Source organism: Chitinophaga sp. SVR4-12A (assembly GCF_056754765.1).
Map to the genome: position 1 here is coordinate 1,039,422 of NZ_JBPGWP010000001.1, position 22,935 is coordinate 1,062,356.

Consider the following 22,935-nt stretch of genomic DNA (forward strand, 5'->3'; position numbering starts at 1 on the left):
AATTTGAGAAAAAGAAAGGCCGCCTGTAAATGCGACCTTTGTAAAAGATTGATAATCAAGTGCCCAGAACAGGAATCGAACCTGCACTACCTTGCGATAACCAGATTTTGAGTCTAGCGCGTCTACCAGTTCCGCCATCTGGGCATTCCGCTTTCGAAAACCTACTTTCAATTGCGGGACGCAAATGTAGATAATTTTTCTTTTATCCTCAATAAATATTTTCTTTTATAATAATATTCCTTCAGCTTATCCATCTCTTCTACCGGTACCTCGCCCGAAAACCCCGCTATTACCCCAGCCACCTGGCTGTACAGCTCCTGTTCCATCGCCGTTACATCCAAATGCAAGGCGGCTACCGCCTCTTCATCCGGATCATATTCCAGCTCCATCAGCTTTTCATTGATGTCCATCATTTCCATCAGGAACAGCTGCGGCAGCGCGTACTTGTCATTATCGGTCAGCAGGCCTTTCAGTTCCAGTACATATTGCAGCAGATCATATTCATTACCCAACACCTTAAACGCCTGGTTCACCAGGGCCGACTTTTCCAGCATATCTGCCTGTGCTTCGTTCTCCGCCAGTGTATGCATATCCGGGTGATACTGTCGGCTTAGTTCATAATACCTTTGCCGCAGCCACGTGGGATCGACCTTTAACGAAACAGGAATACCGAATAGTTCAAAGTAGTTCATGCTGAGACAAATTTAAGTATTCTGCTGAATGCACAAACATTCCGCTTTCATCCTAATTACGTAAATTGAACAATGCAAAACACCGAAACAATTCACATAGGCCTTATTCGTGAAGAGAAGATCCCGCACGACAACCGCGTAGCCTTTACTCCCCTGCAATGCCAATGGATCCTGCAACATTATCCCAATGTCCGTATCAGCGTACAACCCTCTCCCCACCGCTGCTATACCGACCGGGAATATGCTGACGCAGGCATCTCCCTGCAGGAAGACCTCTCCCACTGCCACATCCTGCTTGGTATCAAGGAAGTGCCAAAGGAAAAGCTGATGCCCGGTAAAACATACCTGTTCTTTTCTCATACCAAAAAGCAGCAGCCCCATAACCAGGCCATGCTGCAGCACATCATAGAAAAGAACATCACCCTGGTAGACTATGAATGCCTGGTGCATGCAGACGGCCAGCGGATCCTCGGCTTCGGCTTCTTTGCCGGCGTAGTGGGCGCCCATAACGGCTTGCTGGCCTACGGTAAACGGACCGGCCTCTTTAACTACCGCCCCGTCCATACCTGTCACGACCTCCAGGAACTGATCAAGCATTATTTCGGTATCAAGCTGCCCCCGCTCAAGATCGTGATCACCGGATCCGGCAGGGTGGCCGCCGGCATCCTGGAAGTAATGGGCATGCTCGGCATCAAATACATTCCACCGGAGGAGTTCCTGATCAATAGCTACGCCTACCCGGTATACACCCAACTCAAGGCCGGGGAGCTGTACCTGCGCAAGTCCGACAAAACCTACAGCCGGGAAGACTTCCACAACCATCCCGAAAAATACGAATGCCGCTTCCTCCCCTACGTTACCGCCGCCGATATTCTTATGAACGGCATCTACTGGGAAGAGCGCATCCCACCCCTCTTTAGCTGGAACGACCTGGCCAAAGACAATTTCCGCATCCAGGTCATTGCCGACATCACAGATGATACCAACGGCTCCATCCCCTGCAACCTGGGCGACTCTACCATAGACGATCCCATATACGGCGTAAACCGGACCACCCGCCACCGCACCCCTCCCTTCCAGAAAGGATCAGTGGATATGATGTGCGTCAGCAACCTGCCCAATGAGCTGCCCCGCGATGCCTCCCAGTACTTCGGTGACCAGCTCATGAAATACGTGTTCGAAGACCTCCTCCAGGAGGATAGCGAAGTGATCACCAACGCCACCATCGTGCAAAAGGGACAGCTTACAGACCGCTTTGCCTACCTGGAAGGGTATGTGCACAGCAGCTAGTAAAAGCGGGACAGAAAGCGTATCTTTATTGTGTTACTTAGTTCGGGACATCCAACTTTTAGAGTCATGAGTAAGGTTATACCCCAGATCACCCTGGCGCTCCTGTGCGTACTGATATTTTGCTGTAAAAAAGAAGTGAGCCTGGAAGGCCATCTTCCGGATAATCCCATAGACACTTCCGGACAGGATACCACTGATGTTCCTGACGATACGCTCAACCTGGACACGACCGCCACCTTCGTCATGCATACCAGCGTAGACGGCAGCTGCACCAATTTCCTGGTACAGGGAAGCTACGTATCCGGGGATACGCTCGATGAATCCAATACCGCTACACTGGAGGTGCAGGTAGACTATCCCGGCCAATGGGAGATCATTACCCCAACGGTCAACGGTATCTTCTTTGCCAATGGGGGCATCTTTACCGAGAAAGGAGTGCAGACCGTCACCCTTTACGCTACCGGCATACCCGGCGAAACAGGGTACACCATCGTCCCGGTAGTAGTGGGCAACAGCGCCTGCGGATTTGCAGTAAATGTGACGGATCCCTGATCGATGTTATTTAAAGGTGGAGATAGTAGGATTTCAGCAGGGCTGTAAAAGCAGGCGTGTATACATTTGCCTCATCATAGATAGCCAGGCTGCTGATCAACGGACTCACCGCTTCCCGCCCGAAAATGCCTACGGCCCGGAAATGATCATGCCTTACACTTTGCTTTACTTCCAGTATCTGCACCGGATAAAAACCGGCGGCCACTGCCAGTTGCCTGAAGGATTGAAACGCACTATAAGGCAGCAATACAGAGAACTGTCCCTCTTTTTGTAAATGGGCGTCGATGGCCTGCAACAATTCCAGGTAGCTTAGGCTGGTAGCATGCATGGCAGCATTGCGCAGTACATCACTGCTTTTCAGGCTGCCTTCGTAAAAGGGAGGATTGGTGATGATAAAATCATATAATGCAGTAGCCGGCAGATCACGTATATCCGATTGCGTTACCTGCAACCGCTCCGCCCAGGGCGATGCCTTAAAGTTCTCCGCAGCCTGCGCTGCAGCGGCTGCATCCAGCTCTATGCCGGTGATAGCAGCGGATACCTGCTGGGCCAGCATAAGGCTCAGCAAACCCGTGCCCGTTCCAATATCAAGCACACGCTCAACCAGCCGGCCGCCTGCATGCAGATAAGCAGCAGTAAAAGCCCCCTGTACGCAGGCGTCCGTGCACACTTTCATGGCGCATTGGTCCTGGTGAACGGTAAATTGCTTGAACTGGAAATATTGATTTGGCATATGTTACCGGATATGCAATTCAAGATTCGGCAATCGCAGATCACGATGAACGGATACCGGGTTGGCAGGCGTAACACTGATACGGTGTACACCACTACCACCAAGGCCCTGCGGAATAGCCAGCTCCTGTGTATAGTAATGCTGTGGCGCCATCATGTCCACATCCCACCTGAGCTGTTTATTAAAACGATTATAAAATTTGATCACTAATTGATTCTTCCCTTTCTCTAAAGGTAATTGCAGCACTTCCTGCTGGATGGTTCCACGCTCGGGGTTATTATGCGCCGTCTGCTCTATTCCGTTCAGGAACACCTGTACGCCATCACCGCTGCTGATGCCCACCAGGTAAGGCTGCGCGCCGCTGGCAGTAATTTCGTAACGTACATAGCGGTTAGTAGAAGGATCTGCCTGCAAGGTTTTGGCGGCTTCATAACTTTGCTTGTCTTCCAACACCGTCCATGATGTATCATTAGACGGAAGATCACCGCCAATGCCGCCCCAGGAGGCGTTAGAGAGATATACCGGTCCCCATGCCGCATCCACGGGCTGGGTCACCGGCTGCCGGGCGTCCAGTTTCACCAGCTGCTTTTTGCCATCTATATCCAGCCAGATCTGCCGGCCTTTCTCCTGTTCGGTGTAGCGAAGCTGTAAGCTGGCCTTGCCCGTTCCGGCAGAACGGAATGCCCATGATTCGCCTACTGTACTGCGGTAATAGCTGTCGTAGTCCACACCGGAAAAACTATATTGTTTGATAGCATTCTGCCTGTTCAGCACCAGCGTTCCTGTACCACTGATCACATGCATTGGCGTAACAGCATATCCTTTATCCAGCTCCAGCGCCAGCACCTTTATCTTGCCATCCAGCTTGAAATTATCGGGCAACACGATCGTTTGCCCCTTCGCGTTATTGCTGATCTTACACTTCACTAACTGCCCGTTCTCGAGCAGGCTAACTTTTGTTACCTGCCCGCTAAGGCCGGGGAGCGTGATAGTGCGCTGCTCCGGTTCATGTAGCAAATGAAGATATATCCGCTTCGTTTTAGCAGTTACCTCTCCCCAACTGAAAGTAGTATCAAAGGGGTTGGCGCCGCTGCCGTAAACAGCATCGCCGTTCAGTTTGAGCCAATCTCCTATCTGCAGCAGCACATCCTTTTCAAAATCAACAACAGCACCATCGCCACGCGGACCAATATTCAGCAGGTAGTTGCCTCCCCTTGCTGCTACCTTGATCAGGCCTTCCAGCTTTTCACGCGCCTTATCTTCTGCTTTACCATGCTGCTGCCAGGAGCGATAGCCCCAAGTTTCATCATACACGGAAGCGGGTGTCTGCCACGGAGTAGCGATCTTGTAATCAGGATAATTGTTGTCACCCATCACACAGAAATCACCGGCATCATTGCCCAGGCGCCCGCTCACCATACAGTCTGGCTGCAGGCGGTGTACCAGGTCTGCCAGCTCTTTACTCTGCTGCGCTGTCAGCGAGCCCATATCAAACCACAGCTCTGATATAGGGCCATAGTTGCTCAGCAGCTCTGTTACCTGTTTTTTATTGTATTCGTGATGCTCCGGGGTGATGGGATCACTGTTATTGCTGGAGATGGGATATGCCTGCGGGAAATGCCAATCTATCAGGGAAAAATACAAACCGAACCGCAGCCCATTACGATGACAGGCGTCTGACAGCTCCTTGATCACATCGCGGCCAAACGGCGTAGCATGTACCACGTTATAATCCGTATAAGCGGAGCGGAACATACAAAAACCATCATGATGCTTGGAAGTGATCACGATAGAGCGCATCCCGGCTGCTTTCGCCAGCAGCGCGATGGAATCTGCATTCCACTCAGGTGCTTTGAATTGTTTGGCCACCTCTGCATAAGTATCACTGTAAATCCCTGCATGCGACTGTATCTGTTCGCTATAGCCGCGGGTCACCGGCTTACCTTCCCAAACGCCGCCTAAAGTGGAATAGATCGCGCCCCAGTGAATGAACATGGAATATTTCTGCGCCTGCCATTCGGCTTGCGCTTTGCGCTGTCCCATCAGCGGATGTAACCATACCGCCAGGGCGATTAATAGAAGTGATCTTTTCATTAATGCAAAAATAGTCGTTAGTGGTTAGTCATTAGTCATTAGTGATTGGAGCGAATAAAAAAAAACCTTCATTTTAATCACCAACGACTAATCACCAACGACTAATCACTAACGACTAATGACTAACGACTAACGACTAACGACTAACCACTAAAACGCCGCTCTTGCACTCGGCACCGCATCCAATCCAGCAAAATCACCTGCCAGGTATTTATACCAGGCTGTAATAGCGATCATGGCTGCATTGTCTGTACAATATTCAAATTTGGGAATGTAGGTATTCCATCCGTACTTTTCGCCATACTGCTGCAAAGCGCTCCGCAAGCCTTTATTGGCGCTTACACCGCCTGCGATGGCGACCTCTTTGATACCGGTTTCTTTAGCTGCCTTTACCAGCTTATTCATCAGGATGCTCACGATACGATCCTGTACAGAGGCGCAGATATCCGCCATATTTGCCTGCACAAAGCCGGGATCTTTTTGCTGATGCTCCTGCAGGAAGTACAGGATAGCGGTCTTCAGGCCGCTGAAGCTGAAATTGAGACCAGGGATCTGTGGCTCAGGGAACTTGAACCGGCGGGGATCTCCTGTCTGCGCATATTTATCGATCAGCGGACCACCCGGGTAAGGTAAGCCCAGCAGCTTGGCGCTTTTATCAAAAGCTTCCCCCGCGGCATCGTCCAGTGTTTCGCCGATCACTTTCATGGAAAGCGGGCTTTCGCACAGCACGATCTGTGTATGTCCACCGGAAACGGTCAGGCAAAGAAAAGGGAAGCCAGGTTTCGGATCTTCAATAAAATTGGCCAATACGTGCGCCTGCATATGGTGCACGGCTATCAGCGGTATCTCCAGCGCGAGGGACAAAGCCTTGGCAAAGCAGTTGCCTACCAGCAGGGAGCCGATCAGGCCAGGCGACTGTGTAAAAGCGATCGCGCTGAGATCTTTCCGGTCCACACCTGCTTTCTTCAGTGCCAGGTCTACTACCGGCACAATATTTTCCTGGTGGGCGCGGGAGGCCAGCTCCGGTACTACGCCCCCATATTGTTCGTGTACGGTCTGATTGGCGATGATATTGCTCAGCACTTTTCCGTCAGTGAGCACGGCTGCGCTGGTCTCGTCGCAAGACGACTCTATGGCTAATATATTTACGGGCATGGCCGCAAAAATAATGCATAATGCTGAATGCTCAACGCTAAACGCCTTCCTGCATGATGCGTTGAGCATGCAGCTTTCCGCATCTTACTGTCCCTTTATGCAATCAATGCGCACGATCTTGCCCGACATACAGGTGCTCATACGGCCTGTCAGCTCTGTATAACCAATCGACACACGCTGCCCGGCCTGCAGATGGAAACTGGTATCCGCCATCTCCACCGGCTGCAAACGTGTATGCGCACTATCATTCAGCACGATCACCAACCCGCAGCCATCCAGTCCGCTCATATCCATCACGATCCCTTCATGTTTACAGGCGCCACCAGCTGATTGTTTAGATGTCTGACAGGAAAAAGCAATAAGTGCCAGACACATGCCGGCGATGCACGCAAATAATTTCATATAATTAAATGTTTAGGAAATTAAACGCCTGAAAAGCAGAATTGTTACAATAAAATTAGTTGTTAGTTGACAGTTGTCAGTTGTCAGTCAGTTGACAGTTGCTCTAATTACTGACAACTGTCAACTGTCAACTAATTACTTCTAATAGCCACTACCGGATCCAGCTTGGATGCCGAGAACGCCGGTATGAACCCCGCCACTATGCCCACCACGCCCGAAATACTCAGGCCCAGTATCACATTCTTGGCCGTCAGGCTGATGTCAAAGCTCTGGCTACCACTGGCCAGTACGGTGCCGATATATACGATCAGCAGCCCAAGCCCTCCGCCTATCAGGCAAAGCACGATGGCTTCCAGGAGGAATTCCATCAGGATAACGCTGCGGCGTGCGCCGATGGCCTTTTTCAGGCCGATGATATTGGTTCGCTCTTTAACAGTCACAAACATAATATTGGCAATGCCAAAACCGCCTACGATCAATGCAAAGATCGCGATCAGGCCTCCGCCCAGGTTTAACGCCGCAAATAAGCCGTTCAGGTTACTACTGAGCGTGGTGATCTCATTCATGGAAAAATCATCGTCTTCACGGGGCCGTAAACGGTGAAAAGCACGCAGGGTGCCCTTGAGCTCATCTTTCAGCTGCCCCAGATCCACCCCGGCGGCAGCTTTTACCATAATGTAAGGATCGCTGAAACGGCGCTCATCCACAATGGTACGCCCATACATATAAGGTACGATCACGGCGTTGTCATAATTGATGCCTCCCAGCAGGCTCTCTCCTTTCTTCTTCAGCAGCCCGATCACCTTGCAGGGACGGCCCACTACCTGTACGGTCTTGCCCAGCGCCGCTTCTGCCCTGCCAAACAAGCCCTCCCAGATATTGGCGCCCAGGATCACTACATTAGCCCCGCTTTCATTCCCGGTAAAATACCGCCCGCTGATGATCGTAGGCTGCTGGATCCTTTCAAAATCCTGCGTTACCGCCATCATCTCCACTCCATCCATATAATCGTCCTTATACTCGATCTTCTTGCTGTAAACGGAAAAAGCAAAAGCGGATGCAGATGCACTCTTAACGCGGTCCTGGATCACCTGCAGCTCTTTGAACTGCGGCTCCGGGCGGTTCATGTATTTCCACCAGGGATACTCACCACCACCGCCCCAGGGCCATTTCTGGATATAGATCACATCACTGCCCAGCGACTGTACATCACTGCGGATATTCTTCTCCATGCTGTCTGTTACGGTGAATACGGCTATAATGCAGAATATGCCGATAGTAATGCCCAACAGGGAAAGGAATGTACGCAGTTTATTCACGCGCAGCTCCTGCAGGGCCATTTTAAGGCTATTCCATAGTATCTTGATGGTAGCTAACATATTCCAAATATAATCAATTTTTGAAGTTTGAGGTTTGAGGTTTGAGGTTCGTTAAAGGTTAGAAGTCCGGGAACAGTATCCTGTAACGGCATATTTGTCCTGAACCTTCAACTTCGAACGAACCTCAGACCTCAAACCTCAGACATCAAACCAGTTTTTTCTTATTTTTGCAGCCATTTTATAATATGAAGTACGCCAGCGAGATCAACAAAAGGAAAACATTTGCCATTATAGCCCACCCGGATGCCGGTAAAACCACCCTAACGGAGAAATTCCTGCTCTTCGGCGGCGCTATCCAGACTGCCGGAGCCGTGAAATCCAATAAGATCAAGAAACACACTACCTCCGACTTTATGGAAATTGAACGGCAGCGCGGTATCTCCGTGGCTACTTCCGTAATGACCTTCGAATACAGGGATACCCTGGTTAACCTGCTCGATACCCCCGGTCACAAAGACTTTGCCGAGGATACTTACCGTACCCTGACCGCGGTAGACAGCGTGGTGCTGGTGATCGACTGCGTAAAAGGGGTGGAAGAGCAGACCGGGAAGCTCATGGAAGTATGTCGCATGCGCGATACCCCCGTGATCATTTTCGTGAATAAAATGGACCGCGACGGTAAAAACCCCTTCGACCTGCTGGACGAACTGGAAGAAAAGCTTAATATCCGCGTACGCCCCCTCAGCTGGCCGATCAACGGCGGCACCGATTTCAAAGGCGTATACAACCTCTATAACAAAAGCTTTGTATCCTTCCTGCCCAACAAAAAGGCGACGGATGAAGATATCGTTCCGCTGGAAGACCTTACCAGCAGCTATATAGACGAACATTTCAATGCCCAGGACGCAGCCCAGCTGCGTAACGACGTGGAACTGATCGAAGGCGTGTACGACGGATTCGACAACCAGGCCTACCTCGAAGGCAAACTCGCCCCCGTGTTCTTCGGCAGCGCCGTGAACAACTTCGGGGTGAAAGACCTCCTGGATACTTTCGTAGAAATCGCTCCTACCCCCCGCCCCCGCGAAGCCAGTACCCGGCCCGTGGCAGTGGACGAGGAGAAGTTCAGCGGCTTTGTGTTCAAGATCCACGCAAACCTGGATCCCCGCCATCGCGACCGTATCGCCTTCCTCCGTGTATGCTCCGGCCGCTTTGAGCGTAATAAGTTCTATCACCACGTGCGGCTCGATAAGGATGTACGTTTCGCTAACCCGTACAGCTTCCTGGCCCGCGAAAAGAACATCGTAGATGATGCCTACCCCGGCGACGTAGTAGGCCTTTTCGATACCGGTAACTTCAAGATCGGCGATACCCTTACCGAAGGGGAAGAATTCTATTTCACCGGCATCCCCAGCTTCTCTCCCGAGCTGTTCAAAGAGCTGGTGAACAGAGACCCGATGAAGACCAAACAACTGGAAAAAGGCATCCGCCAGCTGACAGACGAAGGCGTGGCCCAGCTCTTTACCCAGCATGGCGGCAACCGCAAGATCATTGGCTGCGTGGGCGACCTCCAGTTTGAAGTGATCCAGTACCGCCTGTTGCAGGAATACGGCGCCGCTTGTCAGTTCAATACCCTACCCTTCTACAAAGCCTGCTGGATCACCGGCAACAAACAGAAGATCGAAGACTTCATCCGCTTTAAGCAGGCGAATATAGTGGAAGATAAGGACGGACACCTGGTATACCTGGCCCAGTCAGAATGGTATCTGAATACAGAAAGGACAAATAACCCGGAGATAGAGTTTCATTTTACTTCGGAGATACATAAATAAAGGAAAGTTTGAAGTTTGACGTTTGAAGTTTGAGGTTCAGGACAAGCAGTCCAGGACGGCACGCCTGTTCTGAACCTTTCACTTTTAACGAACCTCAAACTTCAAACCTCAAACCTCAAACCTCAAACTTTTCTATAACAATTTGTTCAACTCATTTTCTCTCATACCTGAATATCACCTCGCCCCTCGTATTCCCCTGCTTCCCTTCTACCCTCGCATCCAGGTGATCCTCATCTTTAAACCTATACGTGATCTTCTGCGGAAAATCATGCGCGGGGTTCTCTGCTATAAATCCTACCAGCTTTAACACCCGCAGCTTGAACGATACCGGCTGCCCATTGTTCTGATCTCGTATCGTAGGTATGTAATAAATATCATTACCGCTGCGCACCAGCTGCATGGTCTCCTGCAGAGAGCTGTCCTTTCCTACGATACGCCAGGTATGGCCCTGCAGGGTGGTATCGTTCAGGCGCTGCCACTGTTCAGTGATAACGCTTTGAGGGGTACGCATACTCCAGGTGCCTATCAGCCGGTACAGGTAATTGAAATTCTCAGCGTTCACCTGCGCTGTGGCGCTCAGGCTGCTGCAGAGCAGTACTGCCACCAGCAGGCTACTGCTGTACCACCGCTTCTTCTCCATATATCTGGTGTTTATATTTCAGCGACGGAGACGCCATAAAAGGCCCCAGGCCCAGTTCCGCCCACTTATCGTCTACCTTGCGGATGGTAGCGTCGTCTGCCACGATGATATTGGGCCAGTCGCGCTCAAAGTTGTCCAGGATACGGGTTTTCAGCGTACCGTCCAGTCCCATGCCGCCTCTTTTTTTGCCATTTGGCAAAGGCTGATGTACCACAAAGCTATCGCGCTTCGGATCCAGGTTATTGCAGAAGCGCCATAAAGCGGATGGCAGATCGCCTACGTCAACGGTATGCTCTACATACAGCACCAGCTTGATGCCGCTCATCTCCGGCAGCTCGAACAGGCGTTCGTTCAGCTCCCGTACGTGATGCGGGCGGTTTTTCTGTACAGATACCAGCAGCACGGGAATATCCTGCGCCAGTAAAGCAGCGTTGACGCCTTTTATTTCCGGGAAACGTTCTTTGATCACCGCTTCGTTGAAAGCCTGCTTCGTAGCGGGCCATTCGTAGTTGTCATCTGTTTCCTCCTCGTATTTCTTTGTTCCGTCTATGCACATTTTGCCGCCAAAGCCCATCTTGGAACAGGAATGGTCCAGCACATCCATGGGGCCCTGGCTCAGGTAAATGTCTGTAGCCGGGTTCAGGTGGCGGAAAACATACTGCGCCAGCTGGCGGTAGTCCTGTATACCGGTGCCTTCATCTGTCACCACCAGTATCTTGTTGAACATCATTTGTCCGGCGCCCCACATGGCATTCATCACTTTCTGCGCCTGCCCTGCATAATCTTTTTTGATCTGCGCGATCACCAGGTTGTGAAATACGCCTTCCACCGGCATGTCCATATCCACGATCTCGGGCACCAGCGTCATTTTAATGGGCGCCAGGAAAATGCGTTCCGTGGCTTTGCCGATCCAGGCATCTTCCTGCGGAGGAATACCAACTATCGTAGAGGGATATACGGCATCCTTACGATGGGTGATACAGGTTACATGAAAGCGTGGGTACCAGTCGGCCAGCGAATAATAACCGGTATGATCGCCGAAAGGCCCTTCCCAGATCAGTTCTTCTTCGGGGTCTACGTATCCTTCTATCACAAAATCGGCGTCTGCAGGTACTTCCAGCTCGGGTTGGCTGATGCATTTTACCAGTTCCACTTTCTTCTTACGCAGGAAACCGGCCAGCATGTACTCATCTACATTCTCCGGCAAGGGAGCGGTAGCAGAATAGGTGTATACGGGGTCGCCGCCCAGTATAACGGCCACCGGCATACGCTTTTTCAGTTTCTTATATTCAGAGAAATGTTTCGCGCTAACTTTATGTTTATGCCAGTGCATCCCTGTAAGGTCTTTGCCGAACACCTGCATGCGGTACATGCCCACATTCCTGCTGCCATTATTGGGATCTTTGGTATGGATCACCGGCAGGGTGATAAAGGGGCCGCCATCTTTAGGCCAGCACTGCATCACCGGCAGCTTGCCCAGGTCGGGCTCCGCCATGATCACTTCCTGGCAGCTACCCCTTCCGCTTACCACTTTGGGCATCCAGGAGGCGAACTGGCTCAGTTTAGGGAGCATAGACAATTTATCCAGGATGCTTTCCTTGGGTTTAGACAGCATTTTGAACAGCCCTTCGATCTCCACTGCTACATCATCCAGCTCCTGTACGCCCAGCGCCATGCACATCCTCTTGTAGCTGCCCATGGAGTTGATCAGTACCGGGAAATCATAGCCCGTATTCTCAAATAAAAGGGCCTTGCCCCCTCCGGGCGATTTGCTTTCCCGGTCGGTGATCTCTGCGATCTCCAGTTTCGGGTCTACATAGGTTTTAATACGTACCAGCTCCCCCGCTTTTTCCAGCGTATCAATGAAATGTTTTAAATGCTTGTATGACATGGCAAATGAAAAGACAAAGTAAGGTCAAAATTATGGCATAAAAAAGGCCCGCTCCGGAGAGCAGACCCTTTGTTGAGATTATTCTAAGCCATAATCTTTTCTAATGGATAATAGAGATCCCTGCGTTCACCACTACACGCGGCCTGCTGGGATAATACACCACCGGCGGCGGGGGCGGCGGAGGAGGTGCATAGTAAACAGGACGTTCATACACCACTACCCTTCTCGGCCTGCAGTCTTCACGGTAATAGCCGCCATAGTAACCGCGGTCGTCGCAACGGTCTCTTTTCCAGTGCTTCTTGTAATGTCCACGGCCTCTGTAACCATCGTTATCGTAGTATCTCTGCGCCTGAGAGGACAATACAACGCCTCCCAACAGCAGCATCATTAATAATAAACGTTTCATGCTGTTCAGTTTTTAGTTCTTCGGGAAATTGGTGTTTGTAAATCGGTATGTGCTACCTAAGAAAGGTTAATGGCGGATTCGGCTTGTTGGCTGATAGTTTTCGTTTCGTTTTTATAGTTATGGTGCATTAAACCTTTTAAAACAGGTATAGAAGCGTCCAACTGTAATACTCTTGAGACTTACTATCTTCGCGGTTTCAGGCCTTCGGGGCTTTACCGTTGGTCTTTCGCTTCTTGTTTTACCTGTTCTAACACATATAATTCAAAGAGTATGCCAAAATAAAAAATCCCGTCAACCAGATGGCGGACGGGATATCATTTTTATGTGGACTTTGTTGGGGGCGAAAATTACGCTCCACTATTAACAAGTATTATGCCAAAGAAGCTGTTGGCTATTAGCTATTAGCCGTTAGCAAATGCCGTTAAAGCCTCTCTGCGCTAATGGCTAAACGCTAAAAGCTAAAAGCTAAAAGCCAGTAGCTATTTTTAGTATCTCGGACAAGTAGAGAACTTCTGCCTTCCCCAGCGGTTATTATCACCACCAAAGCGATACGTGATAGTCAATCCGCTGAAGATATACCAGTCCTTATATTTATCAGACCCACGGATGGTGCCGTCTGCCGGATAAGTACCCGGTGTAACGCCCGCCTTGTTACCCTTGATCTCATCACCGCGATAGGCATAATCAACTGAACGTTGCCCGAAAGCATTGCGCAAAGTAGCCTCGTCTACGTAAGTCTTACTTACATCATCCAGGTAATCAGTAAAGGTTTTACGGAGGCCGATTTCCAGGCCCAGGGTCCAGCGATCGTTCAATAACACTTTAACGCCTGCCCCGAAAGGAATGGCAAACTGGTTCAGCGAATACTGCTTCCTTTCAGGATATTGCGGCAGCTCCTGCCCTTCCGTGTTCAAACGGCGCAGGGGAATGCTGTTACCCATGGAATCCGTAGTGGTAGGATAAAAGCTGAACCCTGCTATACCCGCAAACACATACGGCGTATAACCCTTCTCGTAAATATCAAAGAAATTGAACTCACCGATCAGGTTCACCTCCCACAATACGGAACGGAAGCTGAGATTACGGGCCAGCAACGCCTTGCTTTCGTTGGTGCTATCTGCAGCGGCTACACGTCCCCACTGAAAGCCCAGGCGAGCCGTAAAATAACGGTTGATGTCTCTTTTAACCATCAGGCCGATAGTAGGCCGGGTATACTTCATATCTACCCTGGACTCTGATAGGTCCCCGCTGTAATTACTGATGCCGAGAAAACCGCCTACATGCCAATCTTGTGAAAAAACGCTGAGTGGTGCCAGGAATGAAAGCAATAGTATCCAGGTAATCTTTTTCAACTGATAAGGTTTTTTAGAGGCCAATGAATTTAATGTTAATAACGTTTAAAATGTGAAAAAAAGTATAAAGTTATAGTTTTCAATTCCCATGTAATAATTTTTTCTTATTTCATTACAAATACGTTAATTTTAGCTATTGCCAATTAGCAGATTTGTAATACGATAACATTCATCTATAACAACCTGTGCATTAACGCCTTAAGTGGTAATTGAGCTAACCTCACTAAACCATCATAAAACCGATGAAGCCCAAATCACCAACCAAGGAACAAATGGAACTACATGCCCTGAGAGGGCTGGGATATGCAGATGATCATGTGACAGACCCCTTTAACATGAAAGACGTATCAGAATGGCTGGGCATCTCCTACTCCTATTTCTATCACATTTTTGCAGAGATCATGGGCGAGCCTTACTGGCAGTATGTAAAACGGCATCGCCTGGAGCTGGCAGCCGGCTTGCTGCGCCATAGCGGCTATAATATAGGTGAGATCGGGGACCTTTGCGGTTATGCTACCATGGCGGCCTTTACCAAAGCCTTTTCAGGGCACTTCGGCAGAAGTCCCCGCGGCTTTCGTAAAATAGATGAACTGCCCAATGAAAAAAGAACGCTGGAAATGACGGCGATGATCACCGCAGCCTTTGCCCAGCAGGGCGCCGACCTGGCCAATCTTTTTAGCTTCGACCGCGCCGAGCACGTAATCCTGCCGGATACGATATTGTACTATACCCTGGTTTCCTACGGTAAAGACCCTATCGCCCAATTGGTCATGAAAATGAGCTATCATGAACAGCATTTCCGCAAAATGCTCGACATGCTGGACCTGCCCCAGGGCAAGATCATTACCGGCACCCTCGATGCCGTACCCGTTACCAACTACGAAAAACTAAGCATGTATGCAGGCATCTGTGTGCCCGTGAAAGAAACCAGGGCGCACATCCAGATCGCCGCGCAGTTTCCGCTCCTCATACAGAAACGCATGAACGGCGGTAACTACCTCCGCCTCCAGGTACCCTTAGACTTTGCCACCGCCGGTGTACCAATGTATGATTTCATTAACCGCTGCTGCAGGGAAGGTATTTATAAGATGAGCGGCAATCACTTCTTTATCTCCTTCACCGGTCCGAACCTGGTCGAAATATACATCCCTTACATGAAGCAACTGTTATAGTTTGAGGTTTGAAATCGCGCCTTTAAGTCCCGTCATTGCGAGGCGCAGCGCAGGAAATGAGCGTGGGGCGACGAAGCAATCTTTTAAGACAACCTCCGCGAAGATTAGCTAAAAGATTGCTTCGGGCCCGCTCTTCACAGGCCCCTCCGGGCCTCGCAATGGCGGGAAGGGAGACCTGTTTGCCACCGGCTGTTACAACTCCAACGCCTACTTCACAAACGCCGCCCTGAAACAATTACTCTGCGTATTCACCGTATCCTTCCCCATCTTCCCCTTTCCATAAAACTCATTCAAAAACGCCTCCGCCGGAGACCATACCGTTTGCATAATGCCCTGGTACATCGGCTTTGTTTCATTCGTTGCACCCTTGCGGAAACTGATCATATCTTCTACCTGTGTTACCGCTACATCCGGCTTACGCCATGGACAAGTGATCACCGGCAGACCTTTCATCGCAAAAAGCACCGCCGATTTATCAGGCCTATCATAATGCCAGTCGCATACCATAATATCCTTTGGCACCATGTCAATAGCACGGTGTGTATTGTTCATGCTGGCTTCCCACATACCCATGCCCGTAGTTTTGCCATCCAGCATACGGTCGCCCCATATCCAGAGCTGACGGCCTTTCTGCGACAGGTGATTACGCAGCGTCCATACTTCTCCTGCAAAGAGCTCGGCTTTATCGCGGCCGCCGCAACGCGGACATTTATCATCGCCTATATAGAACACTTCATCCATCCCGGCATGAAAGGCATTGGTCTCAAACACATCGCAGATCTCATCCACCAGGTCAAATACCACCTTGTGCACTTCAGGGTGCAGCGGGCAATAGCTCTTGCAATACAGCCCGTCGGGGTTAGGCCATACATACTTTTCCGGCATCTTTACCTGCGGGGTTTCATCAAATTGCGGGTATACCCGCAGCAGGTTACCGATAGAACCCGCCCAGGACTGATGCCCCAGCAGGTTCACCTGCGGGATCAGCCGGATATTATGCGCCCGGCAAGCCTTTACCAGCTTTCCTATATCCTGTTTGGACAAGGCACCTGAGTCACTCAGCTCGGGGTGGCTTTGATACTGGTAATTATAATCTACACGCAGTACCAGGGTATTGATATTACGGGGCGCCAGCTCCTCATTGATAAACCTGATGAACTCATTCATTGTGGCCGCCCGGGGCGCCGCGATACAGAAGCCCCGCACCGGCAGGCTGTCTGTCAGCCGCGCCTGGGAACGGCTATGATGGCTGATGAGCAGTAACACGCACAGCGACAAAAGGGATAGCAGTTTTTGCATGTGGATCGTAGTTTGTTAAGTAATTGATGACGATAAAAGCCAAACTACAAAAAAAGTTTGAGGTTTGAAGTCTGCCGTTTGAGGTTCGTTGGAAGTTAAAGGTTATGGACGAGTGTGCCGTAGGAAACTACTATTCCCTAACTTCCAACCTTTAACGAAACTCAAACCTCAAATTTTAAAGATTACTTTTGGCAAAAATTATTTATCCATGATGACCGAGCACAAGCTGCCCTTTAATGCCCGCCTGGCCTTTACTTTACTGGCGCTGATATTGATCGTCTACATCGCCCGGTTCAGCGCCGCCATTACCATTCCCCTGGCATTTGCCAGCCTGGTGGCCATTATGCTGCTGCCCCTGGCTTCCCGGCTGGAAAACTGGGGCTGCTCCCGCGGACTGGCGGCATTCATCTCCGTGCTCGTATTCGTGGTCGGTCTGTCAAGCGTGCTGGCCCTGCTTACCTCACAAATGGGCGCCTTCCTGTCTGACTTCCCAAACCTGCAGCAACAGCTCATGAAGAGCCTCGACAACCTACAGGTATGGATAAACGAAAGGTTCCACATTAACGCGCACAAACAAATGGATTACCTGGAGCAATTTGCCCTGGGCACACTTGGGTCTGCCACCACCTTCCTGAGCCAGACCTTTGGCGCCGTGTCTTCCCTGCTGATCTTCTTCGTGTTCGTACTGCTCTACTCCTTCTTTATATTACTGTACCGCTCCCTGCTGATCACTTTCCTGATCCGACTGTTCCGGGAGCAGCACAGGGAAAAGCTGCTGGATGTGATTGCACAAACACGTTTCATTATCAGAAGCTACGCCAGCGGATTAATGATAGAAATGCTGGTAGTGGCCATCCTGAACTGCAGCATCTTCTGGATCCTGGGCATCAGATATGCCACCCTGCTGGGCGTAATGGCTGCCGTGTTCAATCTCGTTCCCTACCTGGGCATTATTACGGCTACCATCATCTGCATGGTGATCACGCTGACCACCGGTACACCGGGCGCCAGCCTGCAGGTAGGCATCGCGCTGCTCATCGTTCACTTCCTGGACAGCAACATCCTGCTGCCCCGCATAGTGGGCTCCAAGGTGAAGATCAATGCCCTTGTCACCCTTGTAGGCGTGGTAACCGGCAACCTGCTGTGGGGCATCCCCGGCATGTTCCTGGCTATCCCTATCATCGCCATGCTGAAGATCATCTTTGAACATATCGAGCCGATGCAGCCCTGGGCCATCCTCTTAGGCGAGCTGCCAGCCAAGCCGAAAAAAAAGAAGTTGAAAGTTGACAGTTGAAAGTTAACAGTTGAAAGTTAACAGTTGACAGTTAGGCGCAATGAGTGAATACTTTGTAATTTTACGCTCGGCACATGACTGTCAACTGTCAACTGTCAACTGCCAACTAACGACTAACGACTAACGACTAACGACTAACGACTAACAACTAACGACTAACGACTTTTAAACCTATGTCCCTTCACTTCCGAAACGCACTACTCTCCGATCTGCCTGTGATCGTTGACATTTACAATACCACCATCCCCGGACGGATGGTTACCGCAGATACCACTCCCGTTACGGTTGAAAGCCGTCAAAATTGGTTCCATGTGCATACACCGGAAAAGCGTCCTTTATGGATGGTAGAGTTAGATGGACAAACCGCCGGCTGGGTCAGCTTTAATTCCTTTTACGGGCGCCCGGCCTACGACGGTACCGTGGAGATCAGCATCTACCTGCATCCTGATTTCCGTGGTAAGGGACTGGGCAAGGCCGTGCTGTCCTATGCCATGGAACAATGTCCTAAACTGGGCGTGTCTACCCTGCTCGGGTTTATCTTTGCACACAACCTGCCCAGCATACAGCTGTTCCTGAATATGGGCTTTGAAGAATGGGCAAACCTGCCTGATATTGCAGAATTGGATGGGGTAAAAAGGAGCCTGAAGATATTAGGGAAGAAAGTTTAATTTAGTCTCATGTGGTGGATCTACGCCTTACTCTCCGCTCTCTTCGCCGCCCTGACGGCTATCTTCGCCAAGATCGGCGTATCTGAGATCAATTCCAACCTGGCTACCGGTATCCGTACCATTATTATACTGATCGTCGCCTGGGGCATTGTCATCTTCCGCGGTGAAGCGAAAGGGATTAACAGTATCTCAAAACACAGTTTATTATTCCTTGTCCTCTCCGGTATCGCCACCGGTCTTTCGTGGATCTTTTACTTCAAAGCGCTGCAGGTGGGAAAAGTGTCGCAGGTAGCCCCGGTAGATAAGTTAAGTGTAGCGCTCACCATCGCCCTTTCTGTTATTTTCCTGCACGAGGCCCTTACCTGGAAAATAGCCATCGGGGCCCTGCTGATTATCAGCGGCACTTTAGTCCTGATCTTCTAGGGGACTGATCTGGAACTGATACAATTTAAACCCGCATCAAGTCCACCTCAGGTCCACCTTACATCCACCTGACCTCCGCTTCTACATAGGTTTCCCTGGCCGTTTACACGCCGAATGCTCCTGGTGTTAATTTAGTACCAGCTTAGTGGGAGTTTAGTAAGTGCTTAGTCAGTGCTTAGTAAGTACCTGGTTGGTGCTTAGTCTGTGCTTAGCAGGCAGTTTGTAGGCACACCACCTGCGTGCTATTCCTACGCTACCCCTACTAAAAGCGCATACTATTCCAGGTAAAAGCGCATGCTTCCCTGGTAAAAAGCGTATGAGCGCTTACACTAATTGGTCCGTATATGTGATCCGGTAAATACAGCAACGATTCCCCGCCAAAATATGCTCAGTACGGGTTACGCTCACCTCATCACCCAGGATGGTGGCAAAGGTTCTGAGCTCTGAAGAACAGATATTGTCGCATTGGGCGGCTGCACTGCAGATAGGGCAATGGTTCTCAATAAAAGTATAGCCGTTCTCTTCCTTTCTCCACTCCGCCAGGTATCCCTCAGCGGTACGCAGGGTGGCAAAACGGGCTATTTTTTCTCCTATATCGGTAATTCCTGTTAAAGCTGCACGGTATTTTTCCAGCTGGCTATGCTCCCGGGCTACGATCACCTGGTCCAACGCCTCCTGACCCAGCTCCTTTTTAATGGTATTCATCAGTTGCAGGCTCAGTTCGGCATGTGTATCGGGGAAATGCGCATTTCCCTGGGCAGTCAGGCTCCAGATCTGCACAGGCCGTCCTACTCCCCTTGAGCTCGTTGTAGCAGCTACTAACCCTTCTTCCGCCAGTTTCAGTAGTTGCAAACGCGCACCCTCCCCTGTTATGCCAAGCTCGGCGGCCAGGGAAGCGGCTGTTTGCGGTCCACGGGTCTTTAATAATACCAGAAACCGGTCAGCTGCTGCTTTGATCTTTGGCATATAATTTTCCAAGTTATTACTTGTTTTATTGTCAAATGTCGTAATTTTGTACTAGTTAAAAAAATATTGTTGTAAGGTTTATACGACCTTTGCACGTACGATCAACTAAGGGTATACCTTCATAACAATTTAACCTATTGATAATAAGGTCATTAAATGAATGTATTGATATTCAACGGTACAATGGACGACCGGCCCTATGCCACAGCCGGTAAGATTACCGGTTACTTTGAGGCACAATTAAAGGAAAAAGGCTTCGCACCCCGTGTGTTTAGCCTGGCTGACGCAGCCATACCGTTCTTTGATCCGCTGAAACAGGAAACGCCCGAAGCCGTACAGCACATGTGCAACGCCTTTTGCGAAGCCGACCTGCAGGTATGGCTCACGCCCCTGTACCACGGGAGCATGACAGGCGTGATGAAAAATGCCCTCGACTGGCTGGAACTAACCAGCCGCCACGGCCGTCCCTATTTAACCGGAAAGGTCGTAGCTTTGGTGAGTTGGGCCAACGGCTCACAGGCCATGCAGGGTATTAATGCCATGGATGCGGTGGCAAAGGCATTGCGGGCCTGGGTCCTCCCTTTTTCAGTCCCTGTACTGAAAGACCACCTGTATGATCCGCAAACCGGTGACTTTTCCACCCTCTATAGGAATAAGTTCGATCAAATGATAACTTTGCTGTCTGAATGCAAAGACAATAATAGTATAAACAAGCTGCTTCAGGCAGCTAACAGCTAATAACTAACAGCTAAAAGCTAGATATAAAGATGATTACCGTTTCAGAAAAAGCAAGCACCTACATAAAAGACCTCATGGTAAAAGAAAACCATGTACCGGGCACTTTTGTACGTGTTGGAGTGAAAGGCGGCGGTTGCTCCGGACTTTCATACGAACTGGTGTTTGAAGCAGAACAGAAGCCGGGCGACCAGATCTTTGAAGACAAAGGCATTAAGATTGCGGTGCAGATGAAAAGCCTCCTGTATCTCTATGGTACAGAGCTCGATTACTCTGACGGCCTCAATGGTAAAGGCCTTTACTTTAATAATCCCAACGCCACAAGAACTTGCAGCTGCGGGGAAAGTTTTGCAGTATAAAAAATATAAAAGTTTGATGTTTGAAGTTTGATGTTTGAGGTTCGTTAAAAGTTAAAAGTTCAGAACCAGTTGTCCAATACGGCGTACCTGTCCTGAACCTCTAACCTCAAACGAACCTCAAACCTCAAACTTCAAACCTCGAACAGTTAAAAAGTTGTATGAGAAACAGTAACGAAATAATCGATGATATAGCCAACAAGGAATACGAGTTCGGCTTTACCACCGATATTGAAATGGATATAGCGCCTGCTGGCCTCAATGAGGACACCATCCGTTTTATATCCGCCAAAAAAGAAGAGCCTGAATGGTTGCTGGAATGGCGCCTGAAAGGATACCAGGCCTTTAAGAAGATGCAGATGCCCAGATGGCAGCACTTTAAAATGCCTGAGATCGACTTCCAGGGCGTGTCCTACTATGCCGCTCCTAAAAAGAAGAAGCAGCTGGCCAGCCTGGATGAAGTAGATCCTGAACTGCTCGCTACCTTCGAAAAGCTGGGCATTCCCCTGAACGAACAGAAAGCCCTCTCCGGCGTGGCCGTAGATGCCGTGTTCGACAGCGTGTCCGTTGCTACCACCTTTAAAGAAAAGCTGGGCGAAATGGGCGTTATCTTCTGCTCCTTTGGTGAAGCAGTGAAAAACCACCCAGACCTGGTCAAGAAATACCTGGGCTCCGTAGTGCCCCACTCCGATAACATCTTTGCTGCATTGAACGCCGCGGTATTCTCCGACGGCTCTTTCGTATATATCCCCAAAGGCGTGCGCTGCCCCATGGAGCTGAGCACCTATTTCCGTATCAATGCACAAAACACCGGACAGTTTGAACGTACGCTCATCATAGCAGATGATGAAAGCTATGTAAGCTACCTCGAAGGCTGTACCGCCCCCATGCGCGATGAGAACCAGCTGCACGCCGCAGTAGTGGAACTGATCGCACTGGAACATGCTGAGATCAAATATTCTACCGTACAGAACTGGTACCCCGGCGACAAAGAAGGCAAAGGCGGTATCTATAACTTCGTAACAAAAAGAGGCATCTGTAAAGGTAAGAGCAGTAAAATATCCTGGACACAGGTAGAAACCGGTTCTTCCATCACCTGGAAATATCCCAGCGTGATCCTCCAGGGAGACGATGCGCAGGGCGAATTCTACTCCGTGGCAGTGACCCGTAACCGGCAGATCGCTGACACAGGTACCAAAATGCACCACATCGGCCGTAATACCAAAAGCAGGATCATCTCCAAAGGTATCTCAGCCGGTGAAGGCGATAATACCTACCGCGGACTGGTACAGGTGGGACCACGTGCACACAACGCACGTAATTTCACCCAGTGCGACTCCCTGCTGATAGGTAACCGCTGCGGCGCACATACCTTCCCTTACATCGAGTCACGCAATAAATCCGCTACCGTTGAGCACGAGGCTACCACCTCCAAGATCGGTGAAGACCAGATCTTCTACCTCAACCAGCGCGGTATCGATACCGAAAAGGCAGTAGCCCTCATCGTGAACGGTTACGCCAAGGAAGTATTAAACCAGCTGCCCATGGAATTTGCCGTGGAAGCGCAAAAATTATTGTCCATCACGCTGGAAGGCAGCGTAGGATAATTAATAATGGATAATTAAAAATTAATAATAGTGAAGCAAGTACCAAGCCTAACCGCAATT

At 50.0% G+C, this 22,935-nt stretch carries 22 protein-coding genes and 1 tRNA gene; 10 read left to right on the plus strand and 13 right to left on the minus strand.

What is annotated here, in order from left to right:
• Positions 1-60: 60 nt before the first annotated feature.
• Positions 61-144: transfer RNA gene (locus ACR9Y8_RS04075), tRNA-Leu, on the minus strand.
• A 23-nt stretch (positions 145-167) separates the two neighbouring features.
• Complete coding sequence (hscB, locus tag ACR9Y8_RS04080) at positions 168-692, minus strand: Fe-S protein assembly co-chaperone HscB (protein ID WP_481211956.1); 525 nt, start codon at positions 690-692, stop codon at positions 168-170.
• 72 nt (positions 693-764) lie between these two features.
• Here hscB and ACR9Y8_RS04085 point away from each other — a divergent pair, with 72 nt between their 5' ends.
• Both ACR9Y8_RS04085 and ACR9Y8_RS04090 read left to right on the plus strand, forming a co-directional pair.
• A complete protein-coding gene (locus tag ACR9Y8_RS04085) occupies positions 765-1,982 on the plus strand; it encodes an NAD(P)-dependent oxidoreductase (protein WP_481211957.1) in 1,218 nt (405 codons plus the stop codon).
• 66 nt (positions 1,983-2,048) lie between these two features.
• Positions 2,049-2,534: a hypothetical protein gene (locus ACR9Y8_RS04090; RefSeq protein WP_481211958.1), complete on the plus strand. Its 486-nt coding sequence runs from the start codon at positions 2,049-2,051 to the stop codon at positions 2,532-2,534.
• Between the two features lie 10 nt (positions 2,535-2,544).
• On the opposite strand, the gene ACR9Y8_RS04095 is transcribed toward ACR9Y8_RS04090, so the two are convergent.
• The 5 genes from ACR9Y8_RS04095 to ACR9Y8_RS04115 all read right to left on the minus strand — a co-directional run bounded on the left by ACR9Y8_RS04095 (position 2,545) and on the right by ACR9Y8_RS04115 (position 8,297).
• Complete coding sequence (locus ACR9Y8_RS04095) at positions 2,545-3,267, minus strand: tRNA1(Val) (adenine(37)-N6)-methyltransferase (RefSeq protein ID WP_481211959.1); 723 nt, start codon at positions 3,265-3,267, stop codon at positions 2,545-2,547.
• Between the two features lie 3 nt (positions 3,268-3,270).
• On the minus strand, positions 3,271-5,361 hold the full coding sequence (locus tag ACR9Y8_RS04100) for an alpha-L-fucosidase (RefSeq protein ID WP_481211960.1): 2,091 nt from the start codon (positions 5,359-5,361) through the stop codon (positions 3,271-3,273).
• Between the two features lie 150 nt (positions 5,362-5,511).
• Positions 5,512-6,516: a tRNA (adenosine(37)-N6)-threonylcarbamoyltransferase complex transferase subunit TsaD gene (tsaD, locus tag ACR9Y8_RS04105; RefSeq protein ID WP_481211961.1), complete on the minus strand. Its 1,005-nt coding sequence runs from the start codon at positions 6,514-6,516 to the stop codon at positions 5,512-5,514.
• Between the two features lie 84 nt (positions 6,517-6,600).
• Positions 6,601-6,918 (minus strand): hypothetical protein, encoded by a 318-nt coding sequence (locus ACR9Y8_RS04110; protein WP_481211962.1) that lies wholly within the window; start codon positions 6,916-6,918, stop codon positions 6,601-6,603.
• 131 nt (positions 6,919-7,049) lie between these two features.
• Positions 7,050-8,297, minus strand: coding sequence for an ABC transporter permease (locus ACR9Y8_RS04115; protein ID WP_481211963.1), 1,248 nt, complete (start codon positions 8,295-8,297; stop codon positions 7,050-7,052).
• Between the two features lie 185 nt (positions 8,298-8,482).
• Between ACR9Y8_RS04115 and ACR9Y8_RS04120 the strand changes: the two genes are divergently transcribed.
• On the plus strand, positions 8,483-10,066 hold the full coding sequence (locus ACR9Y8_RS04120) for a peptide chain release factor 3 (RefSeq protein ID WP_481211964.1): 1,584 nt from the start codon (positions 8,483-8,485) through the stop codon (positions 10,064-10,066).
• A gap of 151 nt (positions 10,067-10,217) precedes the next feature.
• On the opposite strand, the gene ACR9Y8_RS04125 is transcribed toward ACR9Y8_RS04120, so the two are convergent.
• The 4 genes from ACR9Y8_RS04125 to porG form a co-directional block, all read right to left on the minus strand.
• Positions 10,218-10,706, minus strand: coding sequence for a DUF6265 family protein (locus ACR9Y8_RS04125; RefSeq protein ID WP_481211965.1), 489 nt, complete (start codon positions 10,704-10,706; stop codon positions 10,218-10,220).
• Positions 10,678-12,597: a menaquinone biosynthesis decarboxylase gene (locus tag ACR9Y8_RS04130; RefSeq protein ID WP_481211966.1), complete on the minus strand. Its 1,920-nt coding sequence runs from the start codon at positions 12,595-12,597 to the stop codon at positions 10,678-10,680. Before ACR9Y8_RS04130 ends, ACR9Y8_RS04125 begins: the two co-directional genes overlap by 29 nt.
• 100 nt (positions 12,598-12,697) lie before the next feature.
• Positions 12,698-13,003 (minus strand): hypothetical protein, encoded by a 306-nt coding sequence (locus ACR9Y8_RS04135; protein ID WP_481211967.1) that lies wholly within the window; start codon positions 13,001-13,003, stop codon positions 12,698-12,700.
• Between the two features lie 485 nt (positions 13,004-13,488).
• Positions 13,489-14,355: a type IX secretion system protein PorG gene (gene porG / locus ACR9Y8_RS04140; RefSeq protein ID WP_481211968.1), complete on the minus strand. Its 867-nt coding sequence runs from the start codon at positions 14,353-14,355 to the stop codon at positions 13,489-13,491.
• Between the two features lie 242 nt (positions 14,356-14,597).
• On the opposite strand from porG, the gene ACR9Y8_RS04145 reads away from it, so the two are divergent.
• On the plus strand, positions 14,598-15,527 hold the full coding sequence (locus tag ACR9Y8_RS04145; protein ID WP_481211969.1) for a helix-turn-helix domain-containing protein: 930 nt from the start codon (positions 14,598-14,600) through the stop codon (positions 15,525-15,527).
• A gap of 207 nt (positions 15,528-15,734) precedes the next feature.
• On the opposite strand, the gene ACR9Y8_RS04150 is transcribed toward ACR9Y8_RS04145, so the two are convergent.
• A complete protein-coding gene (locus ACR9Y8_RS04150; RefSeq protein ID WP_481211970.1) occupies positions 15,735-16,826 on the minus strand; it encodes a family 20 glycosylhydrolase in 1,092 nt (363 codons plus the stop codon).
• Positions 16,827-17,034: 208 nt separating this feature from the next.
• Here ACR9Y8_RS04150 and ACR9Y8_RS04155 point away from each other — a divergent pair, with 208 nt between their 5' ends.
• From ACR9Y8_RS04155 to ACR9Y8_RS04165, 3 genes are all read left to right on the plus strand, one after another.
• On the plus strand, positions 17,035-18,120 hold the full coding sequence (locus tag ACR9Y8_RS04155; RefSeq protein WP_481211971.1) for an AI-2E family transporter: 1,086 nt from the start codon (positions 17,035-17,037) through the stop codon (positions 18,118-18,120).
• Positions 18,121-18,293: 173 nt separating this feature from the next.
• Positions 18,294-18,788 (plus strand): N-acetyltransferase family protein, encoded by a 495-nt coding sequence (locus ACR9Y8_RS04160; RefSeq protein ID WP_481211972.1) that lies wholly within the window; start codon positions 18,294-18,296, stop codon positions 18,786-18,788.
• Between the two features lie 9 nt (positions 18,789-18,797).
• Positions 18,798-19,211, plus strand: coding sequence for an EamA family transporter (locus ACR9Y8_RS04165; protein ID WP_481211973.1), 414 nt, complete (start codon positions 18,798-18,800; stop codon positions 19,209-19,211).
• A gap of 324 nt (positions 19,212-19,535) precedes the next feature.
• On the opposite strand, the gene ACR9Y8_RS04170 is transcribed toward ACR9Y8_RS04165, so the two are convergent.
• A complete protein-coding gene (locus tag ACR9Y8_RS04170) occupies positions 19,536-20,177 on the minus strand; it encodes a helix-turn-helix transcriptional regulator (protein ID WP_481211974.1) in 642 nt (213 codons plus the stop codon).
• Between the two features lie 156 nt (positions 20,178-20,333).
• Here ACR9Y8_RS04170 and ACR9Y8_RS04175 point away from each other — a divergent pair, with 156 nt between their 5' ends.
• From ACR9Y8_RS04175 to sufB, 3 genes are all read left to right on the plus strand, one after another.
• A complete protein-coding gene (locus tag ACR9Y8_RS04175) occupies positions 20,334-20,915 on the plus strand; it encodes an NADPH-dependent FMN reductase (RefSeq protein WP_481211975.1) in 582 nt (193 codons plus the stop codon).
• 29 nt (positions 20,916-20,944) lie between these two features.
• Positions 20,945-21,271 (plus strand): HesB/IscA family protein, encoded by a 327-nt coding sequence (locus ACR9Y8_RS04180; protein WP_481211976.1) that lies wholly within the window; start codon positions 20,945-20,947, stop codon positions 21,269-21,271.
• 158 nt (positions 21,272-21,429) lie between these two features.
• Positions 21,430-22,875 (plus strand): Fe-S cluster assembly protein SufB, encoded by a 1,446-nt coding sequence (gene sufB / locus ACR9Y8_RS04185; RefSeq protein WP_481211977.1) that lies wholly within the window; start codon positions 21,430-21,432, stop codon positions 22,873-22,875.
• Positions 22,876-22,935 lie beyond the last annotated feature (60 nt).